Source organism: Saccharopolyspora montiporae, assembly GCF_015209505.1.
Taxonomy (GTDB): domain Bacteria; phylum Actinomycetota; class Actinomycetes; order Mycobacteriales; family Pseudonocardiaceae; genus Saccharopolyspora; species Saccharopolyspora montiporae.
In genome coordinates this window covers 124,389-144,722 of sequence record NZ_JADEYC010000009.1, presented here as the reverse complement: position 1 = coordinate 144,722, position 20,334 = coordinate 124,389, and the positions used below count along the sequence as shown (strand labels likewise).

Annotated in this window: 20 protein-coding genes; 13 read left to right on the top strand and 7 right to left on the bottom strand. The window is 72.8% G+C overall.

From position 1 onward, the window contains the following. Window positions 1–6: 6 nt before the first annotated feature. The 10 genes from IQ251_RS06055 to IQ251_RS06010 all read left to right on the top strand — a co-directional run bounded on the left by IQ251_RS06055 (window position 7) and on the right by IQ251_RS06010 (window position 9,390). Window positions 7–309: an urease subunit gamma gene (locus tag IQ251_RS06055; RefSeq protein WP_193927456.1), complete on the top strand. Its 303-nt coding sequence runs from the start codon at window positions 7–9 to the stop codon at window positions 307–309. 21 nt (window positions 310–330) lie between these two features. Then, on the top strand, window positions 331–657 hold the full coding sequence (locus IQ251_RS06050) for an urease subunit beta (RefSeq protein ID WP_193927455.1): 327 nt from the start codon (window positions 331–333) through the stop codon (window positions 655–657). Next, on the top strand, window positions 654–2,375 hold the full coding sequence (locus tag IQ251_RS06045; RefSeq protein WP_193927454.1) for an urease subunit alpha: 1,722 nt from the start codon (window positions 654–656) through the stop codon (window positions 2,373–2,375). The genes IQ251_RS06050 and IQ251_RS06045 overlap by 4 nt, the downstream gene beginning before the upstream one ends. A gap of 20 nt (window positions 2,376–2,395) precedes the next feature. After that, window positions 2,396–3,088 (top strand): urease accessory protein UreF, encoded by a 693-nt coding sequence (locus tag IQ251_RS06040; RefSeq protein ID WP_193927453.1) that lies wholly within the window; start codon window positions 2,396–2,398, stop codon window positions 3,086–3,088. A gap of 40 nt (window positions 3,089–3,128) precedes the next feature. Then, window positions 3,129–3,821, top strand: a complete 693-nt coding sequence (gene ureG, locus IQ251_RS06035) for an urease accessory protein UreG (protein WP_193927452.1) — start codon at window positions 3,129–3,131, stop codon at window positions 3,819–3,821. A gap of 12 nt (window positions 3,822–3,833) precedes the next feature. After that, a complete protein-coding gene (locus IQ251_RS06030; protein ID WP_193927451.1) occupies window positions 3,834–4,589 on the top strand; it encodes an urease accessory protein UreD in 756 nt (251 codons plus the stop codon). Between the two features lie 301 nt (window positions 4,590–4,890). Continuing rightward, the gene (gene pdxH / locus IQ251_RS06025) at window positions 4,891–5,544 is read left to right on the top strand and encodes a pyridoxamine 5'-phosphate oxidase (RefSeq protein ID WP_193927450.1); all 654 of its coding nucleotides are present in this window, start codon (window positions 4,891–4,893) and stop codon (window positions 5,542–5,544) included. 70 nt (window positions 5,545–5,614) lie between these two features. After that, window positions 5,615–6,901 (top strand): MFS transporter, encoded by a 1,287-nt coding sequence (locus IQ251_RS06020; RefSeq protein WP_193927449.1) that lies wholly within the window; start codon window positions 5,615–5,617, stop codon window positions 6,899–6,901. 122 nt (window positions 6,902–7,023) lie between these two features. Further along, the gene (locus IQ251_RS06015) at window positions 7,024–8,406 is read left to right on the top strand and encodes an APC family permease (protein ID WP_193927448.1); all 1,383 of its coding nucleotides are present in this window, start codon (window positions 7,024–7,026) and stop codon (window positions 8,404–8,406) included. 57 nt (window positions 8,407–8,463) lie between these two features. Next, window positions 8,464–9,390 carry an aldose 1-epimerase family protein gene (locus IQ251_RS06010; protein ID WP_193927447.1) on the top strand — a complete coding sequence of 309 codons (927 nt, stop codon included), beginning with the start codon at window positions 8,464–8,466 and terminating at the stop codon, window positions 9,388–9,390. Window positions 9,391–9,400: 10 nt separating this feature from the next. On the opposite strand, the gene IQ251_RS06005 is transcribed toward IQ251_RS06010, so the two are convergent. Next, window positions 9,401–10,549 carry an acyl-CoA dehydrogenase family protein gene (locus IQ251_RS06005; RefSeq protein WP_193927446.1) on the bottom strand — a complete coding sequence of 383 codons (1,149 nt, stop codon included), beginning with the start codon at window positions 10,547–10,549 and terminating at the stop codon, window positions 9,401–9,403. A 121-nt stretch (window positions 10,550–10,670) separates the two neighbouring features. Between IQ251_RS06005 and IQ251_RS06000 the strand changes: the two genes are divergently transcribed. The 3 genes from IQ251_RS06000 (at window position 10,671) to IQ251_RS05990 (ending at window position 13,871) form a co-directional block, all read left to right on the top strand. Next, on the top strand, window positions 10,671–11,279 hold the full coding sequence (locus IQ251_RS06000; protein ID WP_193927445.1) for a TetR/AcrR family transcriptional regulator: 609 nt from the start codon (window positions 10,671–10,673) through the stop codon (window positions 11,277–11,279). Continuing rightward, window positions 11,276–12,208: a carbohydrate kinase family protein gene (locus IQ251_RS05995; protein WP_193927444.1), complete on the top strand. Its 933-nt coding sequence runs from the start codon at window positions 11,276–11,278 to the stop codon at window positions 12,206–12,208. Before IQ251_RS06000 ends, IQ251_RS05995 begins: the two co-directional genes overlap by 4 nt. Window positions 12,209–12,566: 358 nt before the next feature. Further along, window positions 12,567–13,871, top strand: a complete 1,305-nt coding sequence (locus tag IQ251_RS05990) for a citrate synthase (protein WP_193927443.1) — start codon at window positions 12,567–12,569, stop codon at window positions 13,869–13,871. A 96-nt stretch (window positions 13,872–13,967) separates the two neighbouring features. Here IQ251_RS05990 and IQ251_RS05985 read toward each other — a convergent pair whose 3' ends face one another. The 6 genes from IQ251_RS05985 to IQ251_RS05960 form a co-directional block, all read right to left on the bottom strand. Beyond that, window positions 13,968–15,470 (bottom strand): FAD-dependent oxidoreductase, encoded by a 1,503-nt coding sequence (locus tag IQ251_RS05985; protein ID WP_193927442.1) that lies wholly within the window; start codon window positions 15,468–15,470, stop codon window positions 13,968–13,970. A gap of 144 nt (window positions 15,471–15,614) precedes the next feature. Beyond that, window positions 15,615–16,343, bottom strand: a complete 729-nt coding sequence (locus tag IQ251_RS05980) for a GNAT family N-acetyltransferase (RefSeq protein WP_193927441.1) — start codon at window positions 16,341–16,343, stop codon at window positions 15,615–15,617. 74 nt (window positions 16,344–16,417) lie between these two features. Then, window positions 16,418–16,819: a hypothetical protein gene (locus tag IQ251_RS05975; RefSeq protein ID WP_193927440.1), complete on the bottom strand. Its 402-nt coding sequence runs from the start codon at window positions 16,817–16,819 to the stop codon at window positions 16,418–16,420. Next, the gene (locus IQ251_RS05970; RefSeq protein WP_193927439.1) at window positions 16,812–19,634 is read right to left on the bottom strand and encodes an FtsK/SpoIIIE domain-containing protein; all 2,823 of its coding nucleotides are present in this window, start codon (window positions 19,632–19,634) and stop codon (window positions 16,812–16,814) included. The genes IQ251_RS05975 and IQ251_RS05970 overlap by 8 nt, the downstream gene beginning before the upstream one ends. Window positions 19,635–19,768: 134 nt before the next feature. After that, a complete protein-coding gene (locus tag IQ251_RS05965; protein WP_193927438.1) occupies window positions 19,769–20,020 on the bottom strand; it encodes a hypothetical protein in 252 nt (83 codons plus the stop codon). Between the two features lie 2 nt (window positions 20,021–20,022). Then, window positions 20,023–20,283 carry a hypothetical protein gene (locus IQ251_RS05960; RefSeq protein WP_193927437.1) on the bottom strand — a complete coding sequence of 87 codons (261 nt, stop codon included), beginning with the start codon at window positions 20,281–20,283 and terminating at the stop codon, window positions 20,023–20,025. Window positions 20,284–20,334: the final 51 nt, after the last annotated feature.

The window sequence follows — 20,334 nt, the reverse complement described above, 5'->3', positions numbered from 1 at the left end:
CGGAATATGCACCTCGTTCCGCACGAGCGCGAGAAGTTGCTCGTCCACCTGGCCGCCGGTCTCGCCCGGGAGCGCCTCGGACGCGGACTGCGGTTGAACTACCCGGAAGCGGTCGCGCTGATCACCGACCACGTCGTCGAGGGCGCCCGGGACGGGTGCTCGGTGGCCGAGCTCATGCGCAGCGGCCGTCGGGTGCTCAGCGCTGAGCAGGTGCTGGACGGAGTGCCGGGGATGATCCCGGACGTGCAGGTGGAGGCCACGTTCGCGGACGGCACCAAGCTGGTGACCGTGCACGATCCGATCAGCTGACCCATCGGGAGGAACCAGCCCATGCGCCCCGGCGAGATCATCACCGGTGCCGAGCCGATCCCGCTCAACCCGGGTCGCACCACGATCGCCCTGACCGTGGTCAACAGCGGCGACCGCGCGGTGCAGATCGGCTCGCACTACCACTTCGCCGCCGTGAACCCGGCCCTGGATTTCGACCGCGCCGCGGCGCACGGCTACCGGCTGGACGTGCCCGCGGGGACCGCGCTGCGTTTCGAACCGGGTGTGGAACGCGAGGTGGCGCTGGTGGCGATCGGCGGCAGGCGGATCGTCCGCGGGCTGCGGCCGGAGCAGGCGGGCCCGTTGGACGAGCCGGAGGAGGCGCGATGAGCACGATCGACCGGCAGCACTACGCCGAGCTGTTCGGGCCCACCACCGGGGACCGGGTGCGGCTGGCCGATACCGGCCTGCTCGTGCAGATCACCGAGGACCGCAGCGCGGGACCGGCGGGTTCCGGGGACGAGGTGGTGTTCGGCGGCGGCAAGGTCATCCGCGAATCGATGGGCCAGTCCGCGGCGACCAGGGCCGAGGGCACGCCGGACGTGATCATCACCGGCGCGGTCCTGCTGGACCACTGGGGCGTGATCAAGGCCGATGTGGGCATCCGGGACGGTCGGATCTGCGGCATCGGCAAGGCGGGCAACCCGGACATCGCCGACGGGGTGGATCCGGAGCTGGTCATCGGGCCGTCGACCGAGGTCGTGGCCGGCGGCGGCAGGATCCTCACCGCGGGCGGCATCGATTGCCACGTGCACTTCATCTGCCCGCAGGAGGTGGAGACCGCGCTGGCCAGCGGGGTGACCACGCTGATCGGCGGCGGCACCGGCCCGGCCGAGGGCAGCAAGGCCACCACGGTCACACCGGGACCCTGGAACCTCGCCCGGATGCTGCAATCCTGCGATCAGCTGCCGGTGAACGTGCTGCTGTTGGGCAAGGGCAACACCACCCGCGCCGAGGCGCTGGCCGAGCAGCTGCGCGCCGGTGCGGGCGGTTTCAAGCTGCACGAGGACTGGGGCAGCACACCCGCGGTGATCGACAGCGCGCTGCGTTGCGCGGACGACAGCGGTGTGCAGGTGGCCATCCACACCGACACGCTCAACGAAGCCGGTTTCCTGGAGTCCACGTTGGACGCCATCGGCGGACGCTCGATCAACGCCTACCACGCGGAAGGCGCGGGCGGCGGGCACGCGCCGGACATCATCCGGGTCGCCGGGCTGGACAACGTGCTGCCGTCCTCGACCAACCCGACCCGCCCGCACACGGTGAACACCATCGACGAGCACCTGGACATGCTCGTGGTCTGCCATCACCTCAACCCGGCGGTGCCGGAAGACCTGGCGTTCGCGGAGAGCCGGATCCGCCCGTCCACCATCGCGGCCGAGGACGTGCTGCACGACCTGGGCGCGATCTCGATGATCAGCTCGGACGCGCAGGCCATGGGCCGCATCGGCGAGGTGATCACCCGGACCTGGCAGACGGCGCACGTGATGAAGGACCGGCGCGGGGCGCTGCCCGGAGACGGCGTCGCGGACAACCTGCGGGCCCGGCGCTACGTCGCCAAGTACACGATCAACCCTGCCATCGCGCACGGGATCGACGACGAGGTCGGTTCGGTGGAGGTCGGCAAGCTCGCCGACCTGGTGCTGTGGGAACCGCAGTTCTTCGGCGTGCGGCCGCATTCCGTGCTCAAGGGCGGATTCGCGGCGTGGGCGGCGATGGGCGACGCCAACGCGTCCATCCCGACCCCGCAGCCCTACCTCGGCCGGCCGAGCTTCGGCGCCCAGCCGGGCCCGGCGGCGGCGAGCAGCGTGTTCTTCACCGCGCAGGAGGCGGTCGACGCGGATCTGGCCGGCCGGCTCGGGTTGCGCACCCCGGTGCGCGCGGTGCGCGGCACCCGCGCGGTGGGCAAGCGGGACATGGTGCTCAACGGGGCGACACCGGACATCCGGGTGGATCCGGACAGCTTCGCGGTGCACGTCGACGGCGAGCTGATCGAGCCCGCCCCGGTGTCCGAGGTGCCGATGGCGCGCCGCTACAACCTGTTCTGACCAGGCCGGTTGGAGGAATCGTGCGAGGAGGTCTCCCGCTGCTCGCGCTCGCCGATGCCCGGTTGCCCGGGGGTGGCCACGCGCATTCCGGCGGTGTCGAGGAAGCCGCCGCGCGCGGGGAGCTGACCGGGGTCGACGACCTGCGGTGCTTCCTGCTTGGTCGGCTGCGGACCGCGGGCGCCGTGCAGGCGGGCTTCGCCGCGGCCGCTGCGCACGCCGCCGCGCGCGGGGTCGGTCGGCGGCACTGGCAGGTGCTGGACGCCGAGCTCGACGCGCGCACCCCGTCCCCGGCCCAGCGTTCGGCCTCCCGGGCGCAGGGGCGCGGTCTGCTGCGCGCGGGACGGGCGGCTTGGCCGGGACCGGTGCTGGAGGACCTGGTGGCGGAGGTGCCGCGGCCGCACCACCCGGTGGTGCTCGGCGTGCTCGCCGCCACCGGCGGAACCGGCCCGCGAGAAGCGGCCTGCGCGGCGGGTTATCTGGCCGTCAGCGGTCCGTCGTCGGCGGGCGTGCGGCTGCTGGGGCTGGATCCGTTCGCGGCCAACGCGGCGGTCACCGAGCTCTCCGCCGAGCTGGACCGGATCGCCGACGACGCCGCGGCCCGCGCGGGCGGCGATCCGGCTGAGCTGTGCGCGGCCGCAGGGCCCGGCCTGGACCTGCTCGCCGAGGCGCACGAGCGCAGACATCGGGAGGAGGTCCGGTTGTTCGCTTCCTGACCCGCAGTGTCGTCCGATACCACCTCCCCGAAAGAAGAGCATGAGCCACGGACACCCCCATCCCGTCGACTTCGATCCGACGGCCGCCGGACCGGATCCGCACCCGCGGGCACCCGCGCGCGGCCGTCCGCTGCGCCTGGGCATCGGTGGCCCGGTCGGCAGCGGCAAGACCGCGCTGACCGCCGCACTGTGCCGCGCGCTGGGCCAGGAGATGCGGTTGGCGGTGGTCACCAACGACATCTACACCACCGAGGACGCCGACTTCCTGCGCGATGCGGGGGTCCTGGACGCCGACCGGATCGAGGCGGTGCAGACCGGAGCCTGCCCGCACACCGCGATCCGGGACGACATCACCGCCAACCTGGACGCGGTGGATCGGCTCACCGAACGGCATCCGGGCCTGGAGCTGGTGATCGTGGAAAGCGGCGGGGACAACCTGACCGCCGTGTTCAGCCGCGGTCTGGCTGACGAGCAGATCTTCGTCGTCGACGTGGCCGGCGGGGACAAGGTCCCCCGCAAAGGCGGGCCGGGCGTGACCACCGCCGACCTGCTCGTGATCAACAAGATCGACCTGGCCGAGCAGGTGGGCGCCGACCTGGGCGTGATGGTCGCGGACGCGCACCGGATGCGCGGCGAGCTGCCGGTGCTGGCCCAGTCGCTGACCGGGTCGCCGAACGCTCCGGACGCGGCCGCCTGGGTGCGCGATCGGGTGCGGGCGGGTGCGCGTGGCTGAGCAGGAGTGGCCGTGCGCGCCGAAGCGCTGCTGACCGTCGAGCTGGGCGCGGACGGGCGCAGCGTGCTGCGCGACCTGCGTTCGCAGCCCCCGCTGACCCTGCTGCCGCAGCGGCGGCGCACGAGCCGCTCCGACGGCGCGGCGGTGGTGCACCTGGTCGGATCGGCGACCTCCCCGCTCGGCGGGGATCGCGTCCGGCTGCGGGTGCAGGTCGGCCGCGGTGCCCGGCTGCGGCTGCGCGGCACCGCGGCCACCGTGGCGCTGCCGGATCCGCACGGCCGGCCCAGCAGTGCCGCGGTGGAGATCGACGTCGCGCCGGGCGGCACCGTCGAGTACCTGCCGGAGGCCACCGTGGTCAGCGCGCGCGCCGAGCACGCGGCCCGGTTGGCGGTGCGGCTCGGTGCGGGTGCCCGGATGCGCTGCCGGGAGACGCTGGTGCTCGGCCGCCGCGGGGAGCGTCCGGGCACGCTGGTGAGCACGACCGAGCTCAGCCGCGCGGGCGTACCGCTGTTGCGCCAGCGGCTGGACCTCGGAGATCGGTGGCTGGACGCGACCCCGCCGCACCGCGCGGGCGCGCGGGTGCTGGCGACCGAAACCCTGGTGTGGGACGCGGATCCGCGGGCGGCGGCCGGCGGGGACGGATGGGCGTTGACCCCGCTCGCGGCCGGTGGTGCGCAGGCCACCGCGCTCGCCCCGGACGCGGTGACCGCGCAGCGGCGGTTGCGGTTGGCGGTCGGCGCGCATCCGGACGCGGCCGATCTGCTGTGATCGGACTCACCCGGAACCGGATTCTCCGGGCGTTCTCCCCCGTTCCGGGGGTGCGCTGCGGGTGCGTGCGACTCCGCGTGCCGGGCCGTTGACCTGATCGGCGCACCCGGCTCGCCCCGCGGACGTGTGCGGACGATCACTGCATCGGTTGCGGAATCGATCGTGCTCGACGGCCGATTCGGCCCGCGCGTCTGATCCGACTACCGTCGTACGAGTGGTTGGCGCCGCCGACCCCGGTGCTGCGCCCGCGCAGCTCCCGGCACCGCAGTCCAGCCGAGCAGGCGACCAGGGAGGAAAACGGATGTCGGAGGCCAACGTCGCGATGCCGTCCATGCGGGTGTCCTACGACGCCGCCGCGTTGCACGAGTCATCGCTGGCGGGCACCTGGCACGAGCAGCTGCAGCGGTGGTTCGACGAAGCGGTCGCCGCCGAGGTCGCCGAGCCGAACGCGATGGTGCTGGCCACGTCCGATGCCGAGGGCTTCCCCTCCTCACGAACCGTGCTGTGCAAGGGATTCGACGAGCGCGGGGTCGTGTTCTTCACCAACTACACCTCGGCCAAGAGCCACGACCTGGCGGCGACCCGGGTGGCCGCGGCGACGTTCCCGTGGCTGGCGATGCAGCGCCAGGTCAACGTGCGCGGCACCGTGGAGAAGGTCAGCTCCGCCGAGACCGCCGAGTACTGGGGTGCGCGCCCGCGCGGTTCGCAGCTGGGCGCCTGGGCCTCGGCGCAGTCCCGGGTGGTGACCAACCGGGAAGCGCTGGAATCCGCGCTCAGCGGTATCGAGCGCCGGTTCGCCGACAACGAGCGGGTCCCGGTGCCGCCGCACTGGGGCGGTTGGCGGATCCGGCCCGAGGTCGTCGAGTTCTGGCAGGGCCGGCCGGACCGGCTGCACGACCGGCTGCGGTTCCGCCGCGCCGACGAGACCTGGACCGTGGAGCGGCTGGCGCCCTGACCCCGCGGGCCGGGTCCGGCTGCGCGGAGCGGTTCAAGTCCGACCGCCGGCACGCTAGGCTGCGGAGCTCGTGCACACCAGCGGTACCCGGACACGTCCCCCCGGCCGGTTGCGCAAGGCGCTCGGCTCGGTCCTGCTGGACACCCGGCCGCTGCGCTACCCGGCCTACCGCAGGCTGTGGCTGTCGAACATCGTCACCGCGGTCGGCGCGCAGTTCGCCGCGGTGGCGGTGCCCAAGCAGCTCTACGACATCACCGGCTCCTCGGCCTACGTCGGGCTGGCCGGGATCTTCGGGCTCGTCCCGCTGCTGGTGTTCGGCCTGTGGGGCGGGGCGGTGGCCGATGCGGTCGACCGGCGCAAGCTCCTGCTGGCCAGCAACACCGGCCTGGCGCTGACCGCGGTCGCGCTGTGGGCGGTCGCGGCCGCCGGGATCGGGTCGGTGTGGTTAGTCCTGGGGCTGTTCGCCGCCCAGCAGACGTTCTTCGCGATCAACATGCCGACCCGCAACGCGGCGATCGCCCGGCTCATCCCGCTCGACCTGCTGCCCTCCGCGCAGGCGCTGGGGTCGACGGTGTTCCAGCTGGGCTCGATCGCCGGACCGCTGCTGGCCGGGATGCTGCTGCCGGTGCTCGGGCTGTCCACGCTCTACCTGGTCGACGCGGTGGCGCTGTGCGCGGCGCTGTGGGCGGTGCTGCGGCTGCCCGCGATGCCGCCGCAGGCCGGGGCGCCGCAGCGCGCGGGCCTGCGTGCCGTGCTGGACGGGTTCCGCTATCTCGCCCTGCACGCGGTGCTGCTGGCGTCGTTCCTGCTGGACATCATCGCGATGGTGTTCGGCATGCCGCGTGCGCTGTTCCCGGAGATGGCCGAGCGGACCTTCGGCGATCCGCCCGGCGGCGGATTCGCGTTGGGGCTGCTCTACGCGGCGATCCCGGCCGGGGCGTTCCTGTTCGGCGTGCTGTCCGGCTGGCTGCACCGCATCCGCAGGCACGGAGCGGGCGTGGTGGTGTCCGTCGTGCTGTGGGGCGTGGCGGTGATCGGCTTCGGGCTGTCCGATTCGCTGTGGCTGGGGCTGCTGTTCCTGGCGCTGGGCGGTGGGGCCGACCTGGTGAGCATGGTCTACCGCAGCTCGATCCTGCAGGCGGCGGCGACCGATGAGATGCGCGGGCGGATCCAGGGCGTGTTCACCGTGGTCGTCGCGGGCGGTCCGCGGCTGGCCGATGTGCTGCACGGTTCAACCGGCGCTGCGCTCGGGACCTCCGCTGCCGTGGCCGGCGGCGGCGCGCTCGTCGTGGTGTGCGCCACAGCCGCGGCGCTGTGCCTCCCGGCGTTCTGGAAGTACGAAGCGCCCACGCGCTGACACGCTGCGTGCGCGTTCCGGTCCGAGTTGTGCGGTTCGCCCCGTGGGGCGGTGCTCGGGCGGTGCACGGCGACCAGGGCCGCTGGGACTCGCCGATCAGCGGAAGTGCACACTCTCCAGCTATGGCCAACGACTCCACCGTCGACAACGCGCAGGGCCCGGGCCTGAAGAAGGTCATGGGGCCCAAATTGCTGCTGTTCTTCGTGGTCGGCGACATCATCGGGACCACGATTTACGCGCTGACCGGCAAGATCGCCGGCAAGGTCGGCGGTGCCCTGTGGGTGCCGTTCCTGGTCGCCTTCGTGGTCGCCTTCCTGACCGCGTTCAGCTACCTGGAGCTGGTCGGCAAGTACCCCAAGGCCGGCGGTGCCCCGCTGTACATCCACCGCGCCTTCGGGATGCACTTCCTGACGTTCATGGTGGCCTTCGCGGTGATGTGCTCCGGGATCACCTCGGCGTCCTCGGGTGCGCAGGCGTTCAGCGGCGACTACCTGCAGGAGATCCTGCCCGGCGCGCCGTCCTGGCTGGTCGCGGTGGGGTTCATCGCGCTGATCGCGCTGGTGAACCTCCGCGGTGTGGCCGAGTCGGCGAAGCTGAACGTGGTGCTCACGATCATCCTGCTCGCCGGGATGGCACTGGTGATCGTGCCCGGTGCGCTGGCGATCTTCGGCGTGACCACCAACGACGCGCTGGTGCCCGACCCGAGCCGGCTGCTGGAGTTCAACACCGATACCGGTCCGTTCCTGGCCGTGACCTCCGCGACCGCGCTGGCCTTCTTCGCGATGGTCGGGTTCGAGGACACGGTCAACATGGCCGAGGAGACCAAGGACCCGGTCAAGACCTTCCCGCGGGCGGTGCTGATCGGCCTGGGCATCACCGCCGCGATCTACCTGGCCATCGCGCTGATCAGCTCGACGTTGGTGCCCACCCACGAGCTCGCCGATTCGGACGGGCCGCTGCTGCTCGTGGTGCAGACCGCGGCGCCGTGGTTCCCACCCGTCCTGTTCGCGGTGATGGCGCTGTTCGCGCTGAGCAACACCGCGCTGATCAACATGATGATGGCCAGCAGGCTGCTCTACGGGATGGCCGAGGAGAAGGTCATCCCGCGACGGTTCGGCCTGGTGCACCACACCCGGCAGACGCCGTGGGTGTCGATCCTGTTCACTAGCGTCCTGGCGATCATCCTGATCAGCTCGCTGGAGATCGAGGACCTGGGCAACACGACCTCCCTGCTGCTGCTGATCGTGTTCGCCCTGGTCAACGTCGCGGTGCTGGTGCTGCGCAAGGACAAGGTCGAGCACGAGCACTTCCGGGCGCCGACCTGGGTCCCGGTGCTGGGTGCGATCACCTGCGCCTTCTTCGCCAGCCCGCTGGCCGGTCGACCGGTGGAGGAGTACGTGGTCGCCGCGATCCTGCTCGGCATCGGCGTCGTGTTCTGGGCGTTCAACTACTTCGCGGGTGGGCGCCGCAAGACCGAGTTCGACCCGACGAAGCTGGGCAGCTGACCCGGGCGGGCGCGCGCACGGGCTGTCCCGGGCCCGCGCCCGCCGTACAGTGGCGGCGTGCATGATCCGGTACCTGCCACCGGTAGGCAGTTCGAGATCGTCGGCGGCGCCGCGCGGGCGGTGATCACCGAGGTCGGCGCGGCCCTGCGCGAGTTCGAGGTCGACGGTGTCCCGCACGTGGAGAGCTACCGCGCCGACGAGCTCCCGCCGCGCTCGGCGGGCGCCGTGCTGGTCCCGTGGCCGAATCGGGTCGCCGACGGCCGGTGGGTGCTGGAGCGCGAGGCGCAGCAGCTGGCGCTGACCGAGCCGTCCCGCGGCACCGCGATCCACGGGCTGCTGCAGCACGTGCCGTGGACCGTGGTCGAGCACGCCGAGTCGACGGTGGTGCTGCACGCGATGGTGCCGGTGCAGCCGGGCTGGCCGGTACCGCTGCTGACCTCGGTCGGCTACGCGGTGGACGATTCCGGGCTGACGGTCACGCACACCGTGCAGAACCTGGGTGGGCGGGCCGTGCCGTTCGGGCTCGGCGTGCACCCGTTTCCGCGGGCCGGCGCGGCCGCGACCGACGAGTGCACGCTGAAGCTGGCGGCGGCGACCGTGCTGCCGGTGGATCCGGAGCGGTTGCTGCCGGTGCGCCCACCGCGGTCGCTGGAGGGCGATGAGCAGGAATTCCGCCGCGGCCGCAGGCTCGCCGGGGTCCTGCTGGACACCGCGTTCGGCGGCGCCGCCCCGCTGCCGGACGATCCGGACGGCCTGGTCCGGCATTCGCTGACCGGTCCCGCGGGCGGCGGCGTCGAGCTGTGGGCGGATCCGGTGTTCGACTGGGTGCAGGTCTACACCGCCGAGGATTTCCCCGGCCGCGGGCGGGCGATCGCGATCGAACCGATGACCTGCCCGCCGGACGCGCTGAACTCCGGCACCGGGCTGACCGTGCTGCAGCCCGGCGCGGACTGGATGGCCCGCTGGGGCCTGCGCCCGTTCTGAACGAGGGAGCTCAGTTCGCGGTGAGGTGGCGGGCGATGAGCATGCGCTGGATCTGGTTGGTGCCTTCGAAGATCTGAAGCACCTTGGCTTCGCGCAGATAGCGCTCGACCGGGAAGTCGCGGGTGTAGCCGGCGCCGCCGAGCACCTGCACCGCGTCCGTGGTCACCTTCATCGCCGCGTCGGTGGCCACCAGCTTGGCCACCGCCGCCTGGTTGGCGAACTCGATACCGGCATCGCGGCGCCGCGCGGCGTCCAGGTAGGTGGCGCGGGCGCTGTGCACCGCGGCGGCCATGTCGGCCAGCAGGAACTCCACGCCCTGGAACCCGATGATCGGTCGGCCGAACTGCTCACGGGTGCGCGCGTACTGCACCGCCTCGTCCAACGCGGCCTGCGCCAGGCCCACCGCGCACGCGGCGATGCCCAGGCGCCCGGAGGCCAGCGCAGTCAGCGCGATGCGCAGCCCATCGCCGCGCTCGCCGATCAGGTTCCGCCCGGGCACGCGGGCCCGGTCGAAGTGCAGCGGGGTGGTCGGCGAGCCGGTCAGCCCCATCTTGCGCTCCGGCGGTCCGGCGGACAGGCCCGCGGTGGACGCGTCGACGAGCAGGCAGCTGATGCCCTTCGGGCCGTCGTCGGAGGTGCGCGCCATGAGGGTGTAGAAGTCCGCGACCCCGCCGTGCGTGATCCACGCCTTGTTGCCGGTCACCAGGTAGTCGTCCCCGTCGGTGACCGCGCGGGTGGACAGCGCGGCCGCGTCCGAACCCGCGTGCGCCTCGGACAGCGCGTAGCCGCCGAGCAGCCGCCCGCCGAGCAGGTCCGGGAGGTGTTCGGCGCGCTGCTGATCGGTGCCGAACTCGGCCAGCGGGAAGCAGCTCATGGTGTGCACGGACAGACCGACGGCCACGGTCATCCACGCGCGGCCGAGCTCTTCGAGGACCTGCAGGTAGACCTCGTACGGTTGCTCGCCGCCGCCGTGCTCGGCGGGATAGGGCAGGCCGAGCAGGCCGGTCTCGCCGAGCAGCCCGAACACGTCCCGCGGGAACCGGTCGGCGGCCTCGTCCGCGGCGGCGCGCCCGGCGAGTTCGCCGCGGGCGAGGTCGCGGGTCAGCTCCAGCAGGTCGGTGGCTTCCCGGCTGGGCAGCAGGCGGTGCACGGCCGTCATCACGGGCGCTCCTGGGGACTCGGGTACTGGAAACCGTACTCTCGGTCGGTTCACAGTACTGTGCGGATCGCGCCCGGGGAACCGCTGGATCGTTGTCCGCTTTGTGGCAGGCTTGCGCGCGATGGACACCCCCGAAGGCGGTCGCCGCGGTGCGCGCCGGGCCGAGCTGCTCGACCGGCTGGTCGACATGTTCCTGGCCGAGGGGTTCGCGCACTTCACGCTGGACGATCTCGCGGCCCGGCTGCACTGCTCGAAGTCGACGCTGTACGCGCTGGCGGGTAGCAAGGACCAGCTGGCGGTGCGGGTCGTGGCGCACTATTTCAAGAAGGCCACCGACAGCATCGAGCACCGGGTGGCGCAGGCCTGCGGCGCGGCCGAACAGGTGCGTACCTACCTGGAGGCGGCGGCCGAGGAGCTGCGCCCGGCCTCGCGGCAGTGCATCGACGACATCGCCGCGAACCTGGCCACCCGGGCCACCTACGAGTCCAACGCGCAGGCCGCCGCGGACCGGATCCGCGGGTTCATCGGCGACGGCGTGCGCCGCGGGGTGTTCCGCGAGGTGCACGCCGGTTTCGTCGGCGAGATGGTCGGCCGGACCATCGCCGGCATCCAGCGCGGTGAGATCACCGAGCGCACCGGCCTGGCGGACGCCGAGGCGTTCGCCGCCCTGTCCCAGTTCCTGCTCGGCGGGCTGACCCCCGAGCCGTCCGCAGCGGTGGAGGACCCGTGATCGTCGTCGGTGGCGAGGCGCTCGTCGACCTCGTGCCAGATCCGTCCACAGTGGAGGGCGAATTGGGGCCGCTGCACCCGCGGCTCGGTGGCGGCCCGTACAACGTGGCCGTGGCACTGGGCAGGCTCGGGGCGCCCGCGGCCTTCCACGCGCGGCTGTCCACCGACCAGCTGGGCGACAAGCTCGTCGAGCGGCTCGGCGAGTCCCGGGTGCGCACCGAGCTGGTGCAGCGCGGTCCGGAACCGACCACGCTGGCGGTCGTCGGCCTGGGCGAGGGCGGCGCGGCGCGCTACAGCTTCCACACCGAGGGCACGGCCGCCCGCTTCGTCGAGGACGTGGAGCTGCCCGCGGAGACCGCCGCGCTGTCGCTGGGCACGCTGGGCATGGTCCTGGAGCCGGGCGCCACGGTCTACGAGCGGGCGCTGCTGCGTGAGGCCGAACGCGGCCGATTCATCGCGCTGGACCCCAACATTCGGCCCGAGCTGATCGCCGACCGGGACGCCTACTGCGAGCGGTTCGAATCCTGGCTGCCCTCGGTCGGGCTGCTGAAGCTGTCCGTCGAGGACGCCCGCTGGCTGGCCGGCGACGAGGACGAGTTCGCGGCGCTGCTGCGCTGGCAGCGGCTCGGGCCCGCGGCGGTGGTGCTCACCCGCGGCGCAGAGGGGATCTCGGTGCTGACCGCGGCCGGGGAGGTCGTCACGGTGCCCGGCGTGCGGGCCGAGGTCGAAGACACCATCGGGGCCGGTGACACGGTGCAGGCCGCGCTGCTGGCCTGGCTGCACCGCAGCGGTGCGCTGTCCGACGGCGGGGTGCGCGGGCTCGGTCGCGCGGAGTGGGAGCGGTGCCTGGAGTTCGCCGCGCGCGCGGCTGCGGTGACCGTGGCCCGGCCCGGGGCCGATCCGCCGTGGGCGGACGAGCTGGCGGGCTGAGCCACCGAGATCGAGTGGGCGGCCCCACGATGTGACCTCGGCCGCGCATTAACCCGTTCGGGTGGGGCAGCTGGGCACAATGAGCGGTGTGTTCGGCTCCGGAGCGTCGCGCGCGTGCGCCCGCAACTGCCGGTTTTGGTGTGATCGTGGTCCCACCTGCCACAAAGCCGAAACACGATTGCTGCGCGACGGCCCTCCCGCGGTCTAGCGTGACTACTGACAGGACCCCAACGGGGTGGTGCTGCGCGGGATCCCCGAGACCGTGCCGGCGCAGGAGCCACACGCAGACCAGCCGCCTCGGCGGCCGCTGGTGGCGCCCGGCCAGCATCACCTCGCCACGAGCGCGGAGAGGTTCCGAATGCCCGACGACGTGACCGCCAAACGTACCGTCGCGCTGCGCTATGACGCCGGCGAGCACGAAATGCAGGTAACGCAGCCGACCGAGGGTGCGCCGGGTGTGGACCTCGGGAAGCTGATGTCCCAGACCGGTTTGGTGACGTTGGACCCGGGCTTCGTCAACACGGCCGCGTGTGAGTCCGACATCACCTACATCGACGGGGACGCCGGGATCCTGCGCTACCGCGGCTACCCGATCGAGGAGCTCGCGGGCAAGTCCAACTTCATCGAGGTCAGCTACCTGCTGATCTACGGCGAGCTGCCCAGCCAGCAGCAGTACGACGCGTTCGCCGAGCGGATCCGCAAGCACACCCTGCTGCACGAGGACCTCAAGCAGTTCTTCGACGGCTTCCCGCGCGACGCGCACCCGATGCCGGTGCTGTCCTCCGCGGTCTCCGCGCTGTCCACCTTCTACCAGGACAGCCTCAACCCGTTCGACAAGGAACAGGTCGAGCTGTCCACGGTGCGGCTGCTGGCCAAGCTGCCGACGATCGCCGCCTACGCGTACAAGAAGTCGGTCGGCCAGCCGTTCCTCTACCCGGACAACTCGTTGGGTCTGGTGGAGAACTTCCACCGGATGACCTTCGGCTTCCCGGCAGAGCCCTACGAGGTCGACCCGGTGATGACCAAGGCGCTCGACCTGCTGTTCATCCTGCACGCCGACCACGAGCAGAACTGCTCCACCTCGACGGTGCGCATGGTCGGCTCCTCCGAGGCCAACCTGTTCGCCAGCATCTCCGCGGGCATCAACGCCCTGTTCGGGCCGCTGCACGGTGGCGCCAACAGCGCGGTGCTGGAGATGCTGGAGGGCATCCGCGCCAACGGTGGCGACGTGGACACGTTCGTCGAGCGGGTCAAGAACAAGGAGCCCGGCGTGAAGCTGATGGGCTTCGGGCACCGGGTGTACAAGAACTACGACCCGCGCGCGGCGATCATCAAGAAGACCGCCGACGAGGTGCTCGGCAAGCTCGGCGCCAACGACCCGCTGCTGGACATCGCGCTGCGGCTGGAGGAGAAGGCGCTGTCCGACGATTACTTCGTCGAGCGCAAGCTCTACCCGAACGTCGACTTCTACACCGGCCTGATCTACAAGGCCATGGGCTTCCCGACGAAGTTCTTCACCGTGCTGTTCGCGCTCGGCCGGCTGCCCGGCTGGATCGCGCACTGGCGGGAGATGCTGGAGGACCCGGCCCGCAAGATCAGCCGCCCGCGCCAGGTCTACACCGGCTACCCGGAGCGCTCCTACCTGGAGATCGGCAAGCGCTAAGCGCCGTCGCGGACTCGACGCGCAGGCCCCGGATCCCGGCTCGGCAGCCGGTTTCCGGGGCCTGTTCTCGTTCGGGGCCGGTTCGTCGAAGACCGGTCAGGAGTCCTCCGGGGCGACACCGCGCATCGCCCGGTGCACCAGTGATTCCACCGCCGGGGCCGCCGCGGAGCGGGCGGCGGGGGCGCGGCCGACCGCGCTGCGCCGCTGCAGCACGTCGTCCGCGTCCAGCGCGAGTTCGTGCCGCACCGCCCACACCACCTCGGCGGCGGTCAGGCCGGGGTAGACCTCGTCGGCCAGATCCGGGTCGAGTTCGGTGAGCGCGGCGATGCGGGCGGATTCGGTGCCGTAGCGGGCCAGCAGCCTCGGGTGCGCGCCGATCTCCGGCAGCTGCTCGCGCGGTGCCGCGCCGACCAGCGCCACGGCGGCGGTGCGCGAGGGTCCTGCCGCCAGGCCGCCCGCGCGCACGGCGGCGTCCACCGCGGCCGCGGCGGTGCGCCGGCAGGTGACCGGATCGGCGTCCAGCGCGGTGACCACACCGGATACCGGGTCCGGCTCGGCCTGCCCGCGCCGGGTGGCCACCCGCGGACCGGACAGCTGCGCCAGCACGTCCGCCCGTCCCAGCCGCCCGCCCAGTACCGCGCCTGCCGCGGACAGCACGTCGTCCACAGTGGAATTATCGGAATGTGTTGCAGAGCTGCCTTTTCCGGATGCGCTGATCAACGCTGTGCCGTCCGGTTGCGGGGCCAGCAGCAGCCGGTCCGGGAGGAGTAGCGCGGTGCCGGCGAGTCCGGCGGCATCCGCGTCGACCAGCAGCCGGGTCTCGTGCAGCACCGGCGGCGCCGCGGCGGGAACCAGCCCGCCCGCCTGCGTCCCGGCCGCGTTGACCACCGCGCGGGCGTCGACCCGCAGCCGTTCCCCGGTGAGCTCGTCCACCGCGTCGGCCCCGCGCGCGTCCGCGGCCGCGACCCGCACCCGGGTCAGCACCCGCGCGCCGAAGCCGGCCGCCGTCCGGGCCAGCGCCACTGCCAGCCGCGCGTCATCGGCGATCTGCCCGGCGTAGCCGAGCAGTCCGGCGCGCAGCCCGGTCCGGCGCAGGCCCGGTACCAGGGCCAGCGCCTCGGCCGCGGGGATCCGGCGCGGTGGCGGCAGCACGTCGGATGGGGTGCGGGCCGCGCGGCGCAGCACATCGGCCGTGCGCAGGCCCGCGGTCAGCGCGGTCTCGGTGCGCCGGGACACCTCGTCGCGCAGTGGCACCAGGCGGGGCAGCGTGGCCACCAGGTGCGGTGCCGTCCGGTTCAGCAGCACAGCGCGTTCCGCGGCCTGGGTGTGAGCAGCGGGTACGTCGCCGCGGGCCAGCCGGTCCAGATCAGCCTGCGCGGGCAGCCCCGGGCCGGCGCCGGCCAGGTCCGCGGCCTCCAGCAGGACCGCGGACAGCCCGCGTGCCGCGGCGTCCAGCGCGACGGCGCAGCCGAGCACTCCGCCGCCGATGACCAGCACATCCGCTCGGCCGCCGGCGGCGTCGGGCAGTTCGGACGCCCGGCGGGCGGCGTTGAGCGAGGTGGCCCGCAGCGAACCGGCGGGCAGCGGCGTGGTGATCATCGCCGCCTCCGCGCGGCCGACATCCGATGCGCAGCCGTCCGGTGCGCGACCACCGGACCCCGCGGTACCGGATGCGCTCGCATGCCCCGCAGCCTACGTGCCGCGCGGGCGGGAAACACCCGTCCGCCCCGATCGGGTGCGCGGTCAGGCGCGCAGCGCGGTCACCGCCTGGTAGCTGAATCCGAGCCTGCGGTAGACCTTGAGCGCGGCCGCGTTGTCCGCATCGACCATCAGCGTCACCGCGCCCTCCCGCGCCAGTTCGCGAGCCAGGAATGAGCAGACCACTGTGGACAGTCCAGTGCCCCGGTGCTCCGGGGCGGTGGCCACGCCGGCGAGGAAGCGGATCCCCGGAGCGGGCCAGGAATCGGCACCGACCGACAGCAACCGCCCGCTGGCGTCCCGTACTCCAGCCCAGCGCACCGCCCCCGGATCACCCGGGACCAGCCAGGACGTCGGGTTGGCGATCCGCAGCAGGTCGGCCACCTCCTGCTCGTCGGCGACCCATTCCGCGTCCGGCCGCGCCCGCGGCGGTTCGGCGGCCAGGTGCATCCAGCCGAACGTCGCCGCGACGTCCAGATCGAGCCGCTCGGCGACCTGGTGTGCCAGCGCCGTGGGCGCCAGCGGTCGCACCCGCTCACCGGGCAGCTCGGGCAGCACCTCGGCCAGCAGGTCGGCGCAGTCGTCCGCGCTCCCGGTGAACAGCACCCGGTCCCGGCGGTTGAGCTGCGGGGCGTGCACCGCGACCGCCCCCGACGACCGCCACGCCATCCCGCTGCGCGCCGGATCGTCGGTGGTCAGCGCCTGGCCGCCCCAGCGGACCAGCAGGTCGTCGGTGGCCTCGGCGAGCTCGTCAGCGGTGTGCAATTCCTGCATGCGGGCATCATCCCGCGGATACCGGGAACGGATTCGATGCAGATGATCGTGCGCACACCGCGCCGGCGGAGCTCTCAGGGCCGGTCCCGCGGTTTCCGGCGCCCCAGCACGCCTCTTGCCTGGCGCTTCGGCTTCTCCACGGCACCCCGCAGCTCCAGGAACGCATCGTGCACCGCGCGGCGCGCCTCGTCCGGATCGGCGGGCTCCGCCTCCGGATCGGGGTCGGGGAACCTGCATTCGCGCATCCAGCGCTCGTCCCACAGCGCTTCCATGGCCGCGTTCCAGCGCTTGCGCACATCGGAGACGACCTGCTCGCGCCGGGCATCGGCCTCCTCGGTGCGCTGCGCGGAGGAGGTCACCAGCTCGCCCAGCTCCGCGGCGCGCTCCTGCTCCTGCTTGCGGACCCGCTGCGCCGCGGTGGTCGCCAGTTCGGTGAGCCTCTTGTAGCGCGACGCCGCGGGGACCTGCTCACTCACCGGCTTCCTCCCGGACCTCGGGCCGCGCGTCCTCGCGGCGCGGTTCGGGCAGCACCGCGGCCTCCGGGGCGGGCAGCCGCAGCGGCAGCACCACCTCCGGCCGGGAGTGCACCGAGCGGTCGAAGAACAGCCCGCGGCGGGCGCGCGGGGACCAGCTGACCGGCTGCCCGGCCGCGAACGTGGACAGCTCCTGGCCCTGCACGTCGAAGGCCACCCACGCACCGATGTCGTCCACCGGGGCCATGCCCAGCGTGTTCTTCAGCCGCTGGGTGCTGCGCCACCAGCCGAGCACGTGCACCCCGCGCTCCGGCCCCTGCTTGAGCACCTTGCGCAGGTCGTCCAGACCGCTGAGCCGGGTCTGCGGATCCTTGTCCTCCATCCGGCCGTGCACCGCGTCCACGCCGTACAGCAGCAGGCAGTGCGGCACGTCCGCACCGGTGCGCTCGTCCAGCCCGGCCGCGATGCCGCCGACGGTGCCGGTGATGCTGTCCGGGTACGCCCGCTCGACGTCGTGGCCGTGCGCGCGCAGCGCCTGCACGAGGTCCCGCACCTGCTCGGCCACCTCGTCGACCAGGCCCGCGACGGTGAACTCGATCCCGCCCGGCCGGTGCTGGCGGGCCAGCGAGAGCGCGGCCGCGCCGAGCACGCTGCCCGCGTCCTCGGACCCGGACCCGAGCACCGCGATGTTGCGCCCCGGCGAGCGCGCCAACCGGACCGCGGCGGCCGCGCCGTGCACGTCGATGACCCGGCCGAGCAGGACCCGCGGGGTGGCCACCGGAGCGCGCAGCTGCGCGTAATCGGCCAACTCGGCCAGATCCGGCAGCAGCGAGCCGTCGAACAGGATCGGCGGGGCGGCCGCCGGATCGCGCCGCTCCCAGAGCCGCTGTTGCAGCCGGTCGAAGGTCTTCTTCGCCGTGGCATCCGGGATGCGGGCGATCTCGTTGCCGTGCCGCACGCCCGACTCGTGGTTGACCACCGCGTGCCAGCGGGGCAGCTCCATCGCCGCGGAGTTCTGGTCGGCCAGCGCGCGCCGTGCCTTCGGCAGTGCGATGCGCAGGATGAACTGCTCGAAAATGGCGGGCTTGCCCCAGAACGCCTCGATCCCGGACACGTCCTGGCTGGCCAGCACCAGGTGGATGCCTTGCGAACGGCCGCGCCGGGCGACGTCCTCCAGCAGCGTCGTCGCCTGGGCGGTAACCGGGTCGCGCTCGGCGAACAGGTACTGGAACTCGTCGATCACCGCCACGATGCGCGGCCAGCGGCCCGCCGGGTCCTCGCCGCGCAGCTCCTCCAGCTTCGTGACCTCGTGCTCCTTGGCTGCTTCCGCGCGGCGGCGCATCTCCTCGGACAGGAAGCGCAGCAGTGCCAGGCCGAACTCGCGGTCGGTGTTCACGTTGACGCCGACCAGGCGCGCGTGCGGGAGCCAGCTGGGATCGCGTTTGCCCGGGGTGAACTGGGCGAACGAGACACCTTCCTTGAAGTCGAGCAGGTACAGCTCCAGCTCGTCCGGGGCGTAGCGGGCGGCGAGGCTGCCCAACATCCCGTACAGGAAGTTCGTCTTGCCGGAACCGCTCGGTCCGCCGATGAGCATGTGCGGACTGGCGTCACCGAGCGTGACGTCCACCTGTTCGCCCTCGCTGAACCCGACCGGCGCCTGCAGGCCGGAGGTGGAGCGCTGCGTCCAGAAGTGCTCGGGAAGCAGGTCGTCCAGGGAGCGAACCCGCGCGCGCCGGGACTGGAACTCCTCGGCTATGGCCGAGCAGGCCGCGGTCACCCGGGACCGTTCCGGCGCGGGATCCAGCTGCACCACCGCCTCCGGGCCGGTGGTGCTGGCGCGCGCCGGGCCGTCCGAAGGCAGGGCGACCGACTCGATCGCGCTGTTCACCGTGAGCGAGAGGTCCACGACGATCAGCTGGATCCCGCAGGCCAGGCCGTTGCGCGCGATGCGCTGCAGTTGCTGCTGCTGCTCTTCGCGCAGCGCCTCCCCGTCGCCGAACAGCACGGCGACGCGCCAGGGTTCGGCGCGCCGGCCCGTCTCGGCGGCCATCGCGCGCAGCGAGGTGTGCCCGCCCAGCAGCGAGCCGGTGTGGATGCGCCGGATGTGATCGGACAACCCGTCCAGCATCTCGTCCAGCCGGGTCGGGTCGTGCACGGTGAGCAGGCCCGCGCCGGTCAACGGGTGCAGGCCGGGCAGCGTGCCGGTCAGCTGGGTGACGTCCCAGACGTGCACGCGCACCGCACCGGGCGGGAAGTGGCTCAGCGCGCGCAGCAGCAGGTTCTGCACCAGTTCTTCGGCGCTCTCCTCGGTGTCCCTGCCGGTCGTGATGCGCAGGTGCGCCTCGTCGAGCAGCGGCAGCGCGGCCGGGAATTCCTCCGGCGCGGGGGAATCCGGTACCGAGGCGGTCCCGATCCGCCACAACCCGGGCGGTGCGGCGGGATCGGCGTCCCCGACGCGGCCGAGCCATTCCGGGAAGTCGAGCCCGGCGGCGCCCGGGGCGGCCTCCGCGACGAGTTCCCGCAGCGCAGCGGGGCCGGTTCCGGTCCACTCCGCGAAGGCCTCCGCGCGCTGCTGCCGGGCCTCGCGCAGGGCGGCCCGGAACTCGGCCGAACCGTCGTCACCGGCCGCGGCGGGCGTGCGTTCCGCGGTTGCCAGACCGGTTTCGGCGATGCGCAGCGCGTGCTCCTGCTGCGCGTGCGCGGCGAGCACCCGCTCGCGCTCGCGGTCTGCGGCGCCGAGCGCGGTGGAGATCCGGGACCGCAGGAGCTCGAATGCTGCTTCGATGCGGCTGCGCCGCTCGTTGCGTTTGCTCCGCACACCCCACCCCGGAACCGTGTCACTGACCGTGAGCAAAGTACCACTCGGCAGCGAGCTGGGCGGACTCCCGGGGCGACGGGTTCCGAACCGATTCCGGAATCGGATGCCTCGGCATATCCCGCACTTTCGTGGTCCTACAGCCGAGTGAGGTAATCGCGCACCGTGTCAGAGGTCCGTTCCACCAGGCCCTGCGCGTGCTCGACCTGGTCGTCGGCGCGGTGCAGGGTCGGCGGCACGACGCTCTCCGGGTGCTCCGGGTCGATGCGGCGCAACGCCTGCTCGACCTCGGTCAGCGCGGTGCGCCCCGTCCCCAGGTGCTGCTGCGCCCGCCGCAGGTGCTCGTCGGCCACCCGCAGCGCTTCGAACAACTCGTCCAGCGCCGACACCGTCAGAGCCGGTCCGCGTAGCCCTCTGCGGTGGTGATGCAGGCGTTGACTGTGCCCTGCGCGCCCGTGATCGTCTGGATCGCCTCGGCGAGCATGCCGTGCGCGTGCTGCACTTCCTGCTGGCCGCTGCCCTGGGTGGCCGAGACCAGCGCCTGCTGCGCCTCTTCCAGCGACATCGCGGCCTGCTGCAACGCCGCGATGCTCTCCGACGCCTTCTGCGTGGCCAGGTTGATGCCCGCGCGAACTTCCTCGACCCCTGCCATCTGCGCTCGTCGTCCTCCGGTGCGCCTCGCCGATCTGGATCGGTCCACAAC

Bases quoted from the DNA above. Each gene is read 5' to 3' on its own strand.
- IQ251_RS05960 (WP_193927437.1), bottom strand. From the start codon at position 20,283: ATGGCAGGGGTCGAGGAAGTTCGCGCGGGCATCAACCTGGCCACGCAG.
- ureG (WP_193927452.1), top strand. From the start codon at position 3,129: ATGAGCCACGGACACCCCCATCCCGTCGACTTCGATCCGACGGCCGCC.
- IQ251_RS06055 (WP_193927456.1), top strand. From the start codon at position 7: ATGCACCTCGTTCCGCACGAGCGCGAGAAGTTGCTCGTCCACCTGGCC.
- IQ251_RS06050 (WP_193927455.1), top strand. From the start codon at position 331: ATGCGCCCCGGCGAGATCATCACCGGTGCCGAGCCGATCCCGCTCAAC.
- IQ251_RS05985 (WP_193927442.1), bottom strand. From the start codon at position 15,470: ATGATCACCACGCCGCTGCCCGCCGGTTCGCTGCGGGCCACCTCGCTC.
- IQ251_RS05990 (WP_193927443.1), top strand. From the start codon at position 12,567: ATGCCCGACGACGTGACCGCCAAACGTACCGTCGCGCTGCGCTATGAC.
- IQ251_RS06000 (WP_193927445.1), top strand. From the start codon at position 10,671: ATGGACACCCCCGAAGGCGGTCGCCGCGGTGCGCGCCGGGCCGAGCTG.
- IQ251_RS06015 (WP_193927448.1), top strand. From the start codon at position 7,024: ATGGCCAACGACTCCACCGTCGACAACGCGCAGGGCCCGGGCCTGAAG.
- IQ251_RS05980 (WP_193927441.1), bottom strand. From the start codon at position 16,343: ATGCAGGAATTGCACACCGCTGACGAGCTCGCCGAGGCCACCGACGAC.
- IQ251_RS06045 (WP_193927454.1), top strand. From the start codon at position 654: ATGAGCACGATCGACCGGCAGCACTACGCCGAGCTGTTCGGGCCCACC.
- pdxH (WP_193927450.1), top strand. From the start codon at position 4,891: ATGTCGGAGGCCAACGTCGCGATGCCGTCCATGCGGGTGTCCTACGAC.
- IQ251_RS06005 (WP_193927446.1), bottom strand. From the start codon at position 10,549: ATGACGGCCGTGCACCGCCTGCTGCCCAGCCGGGAAGCCACCGACCTG.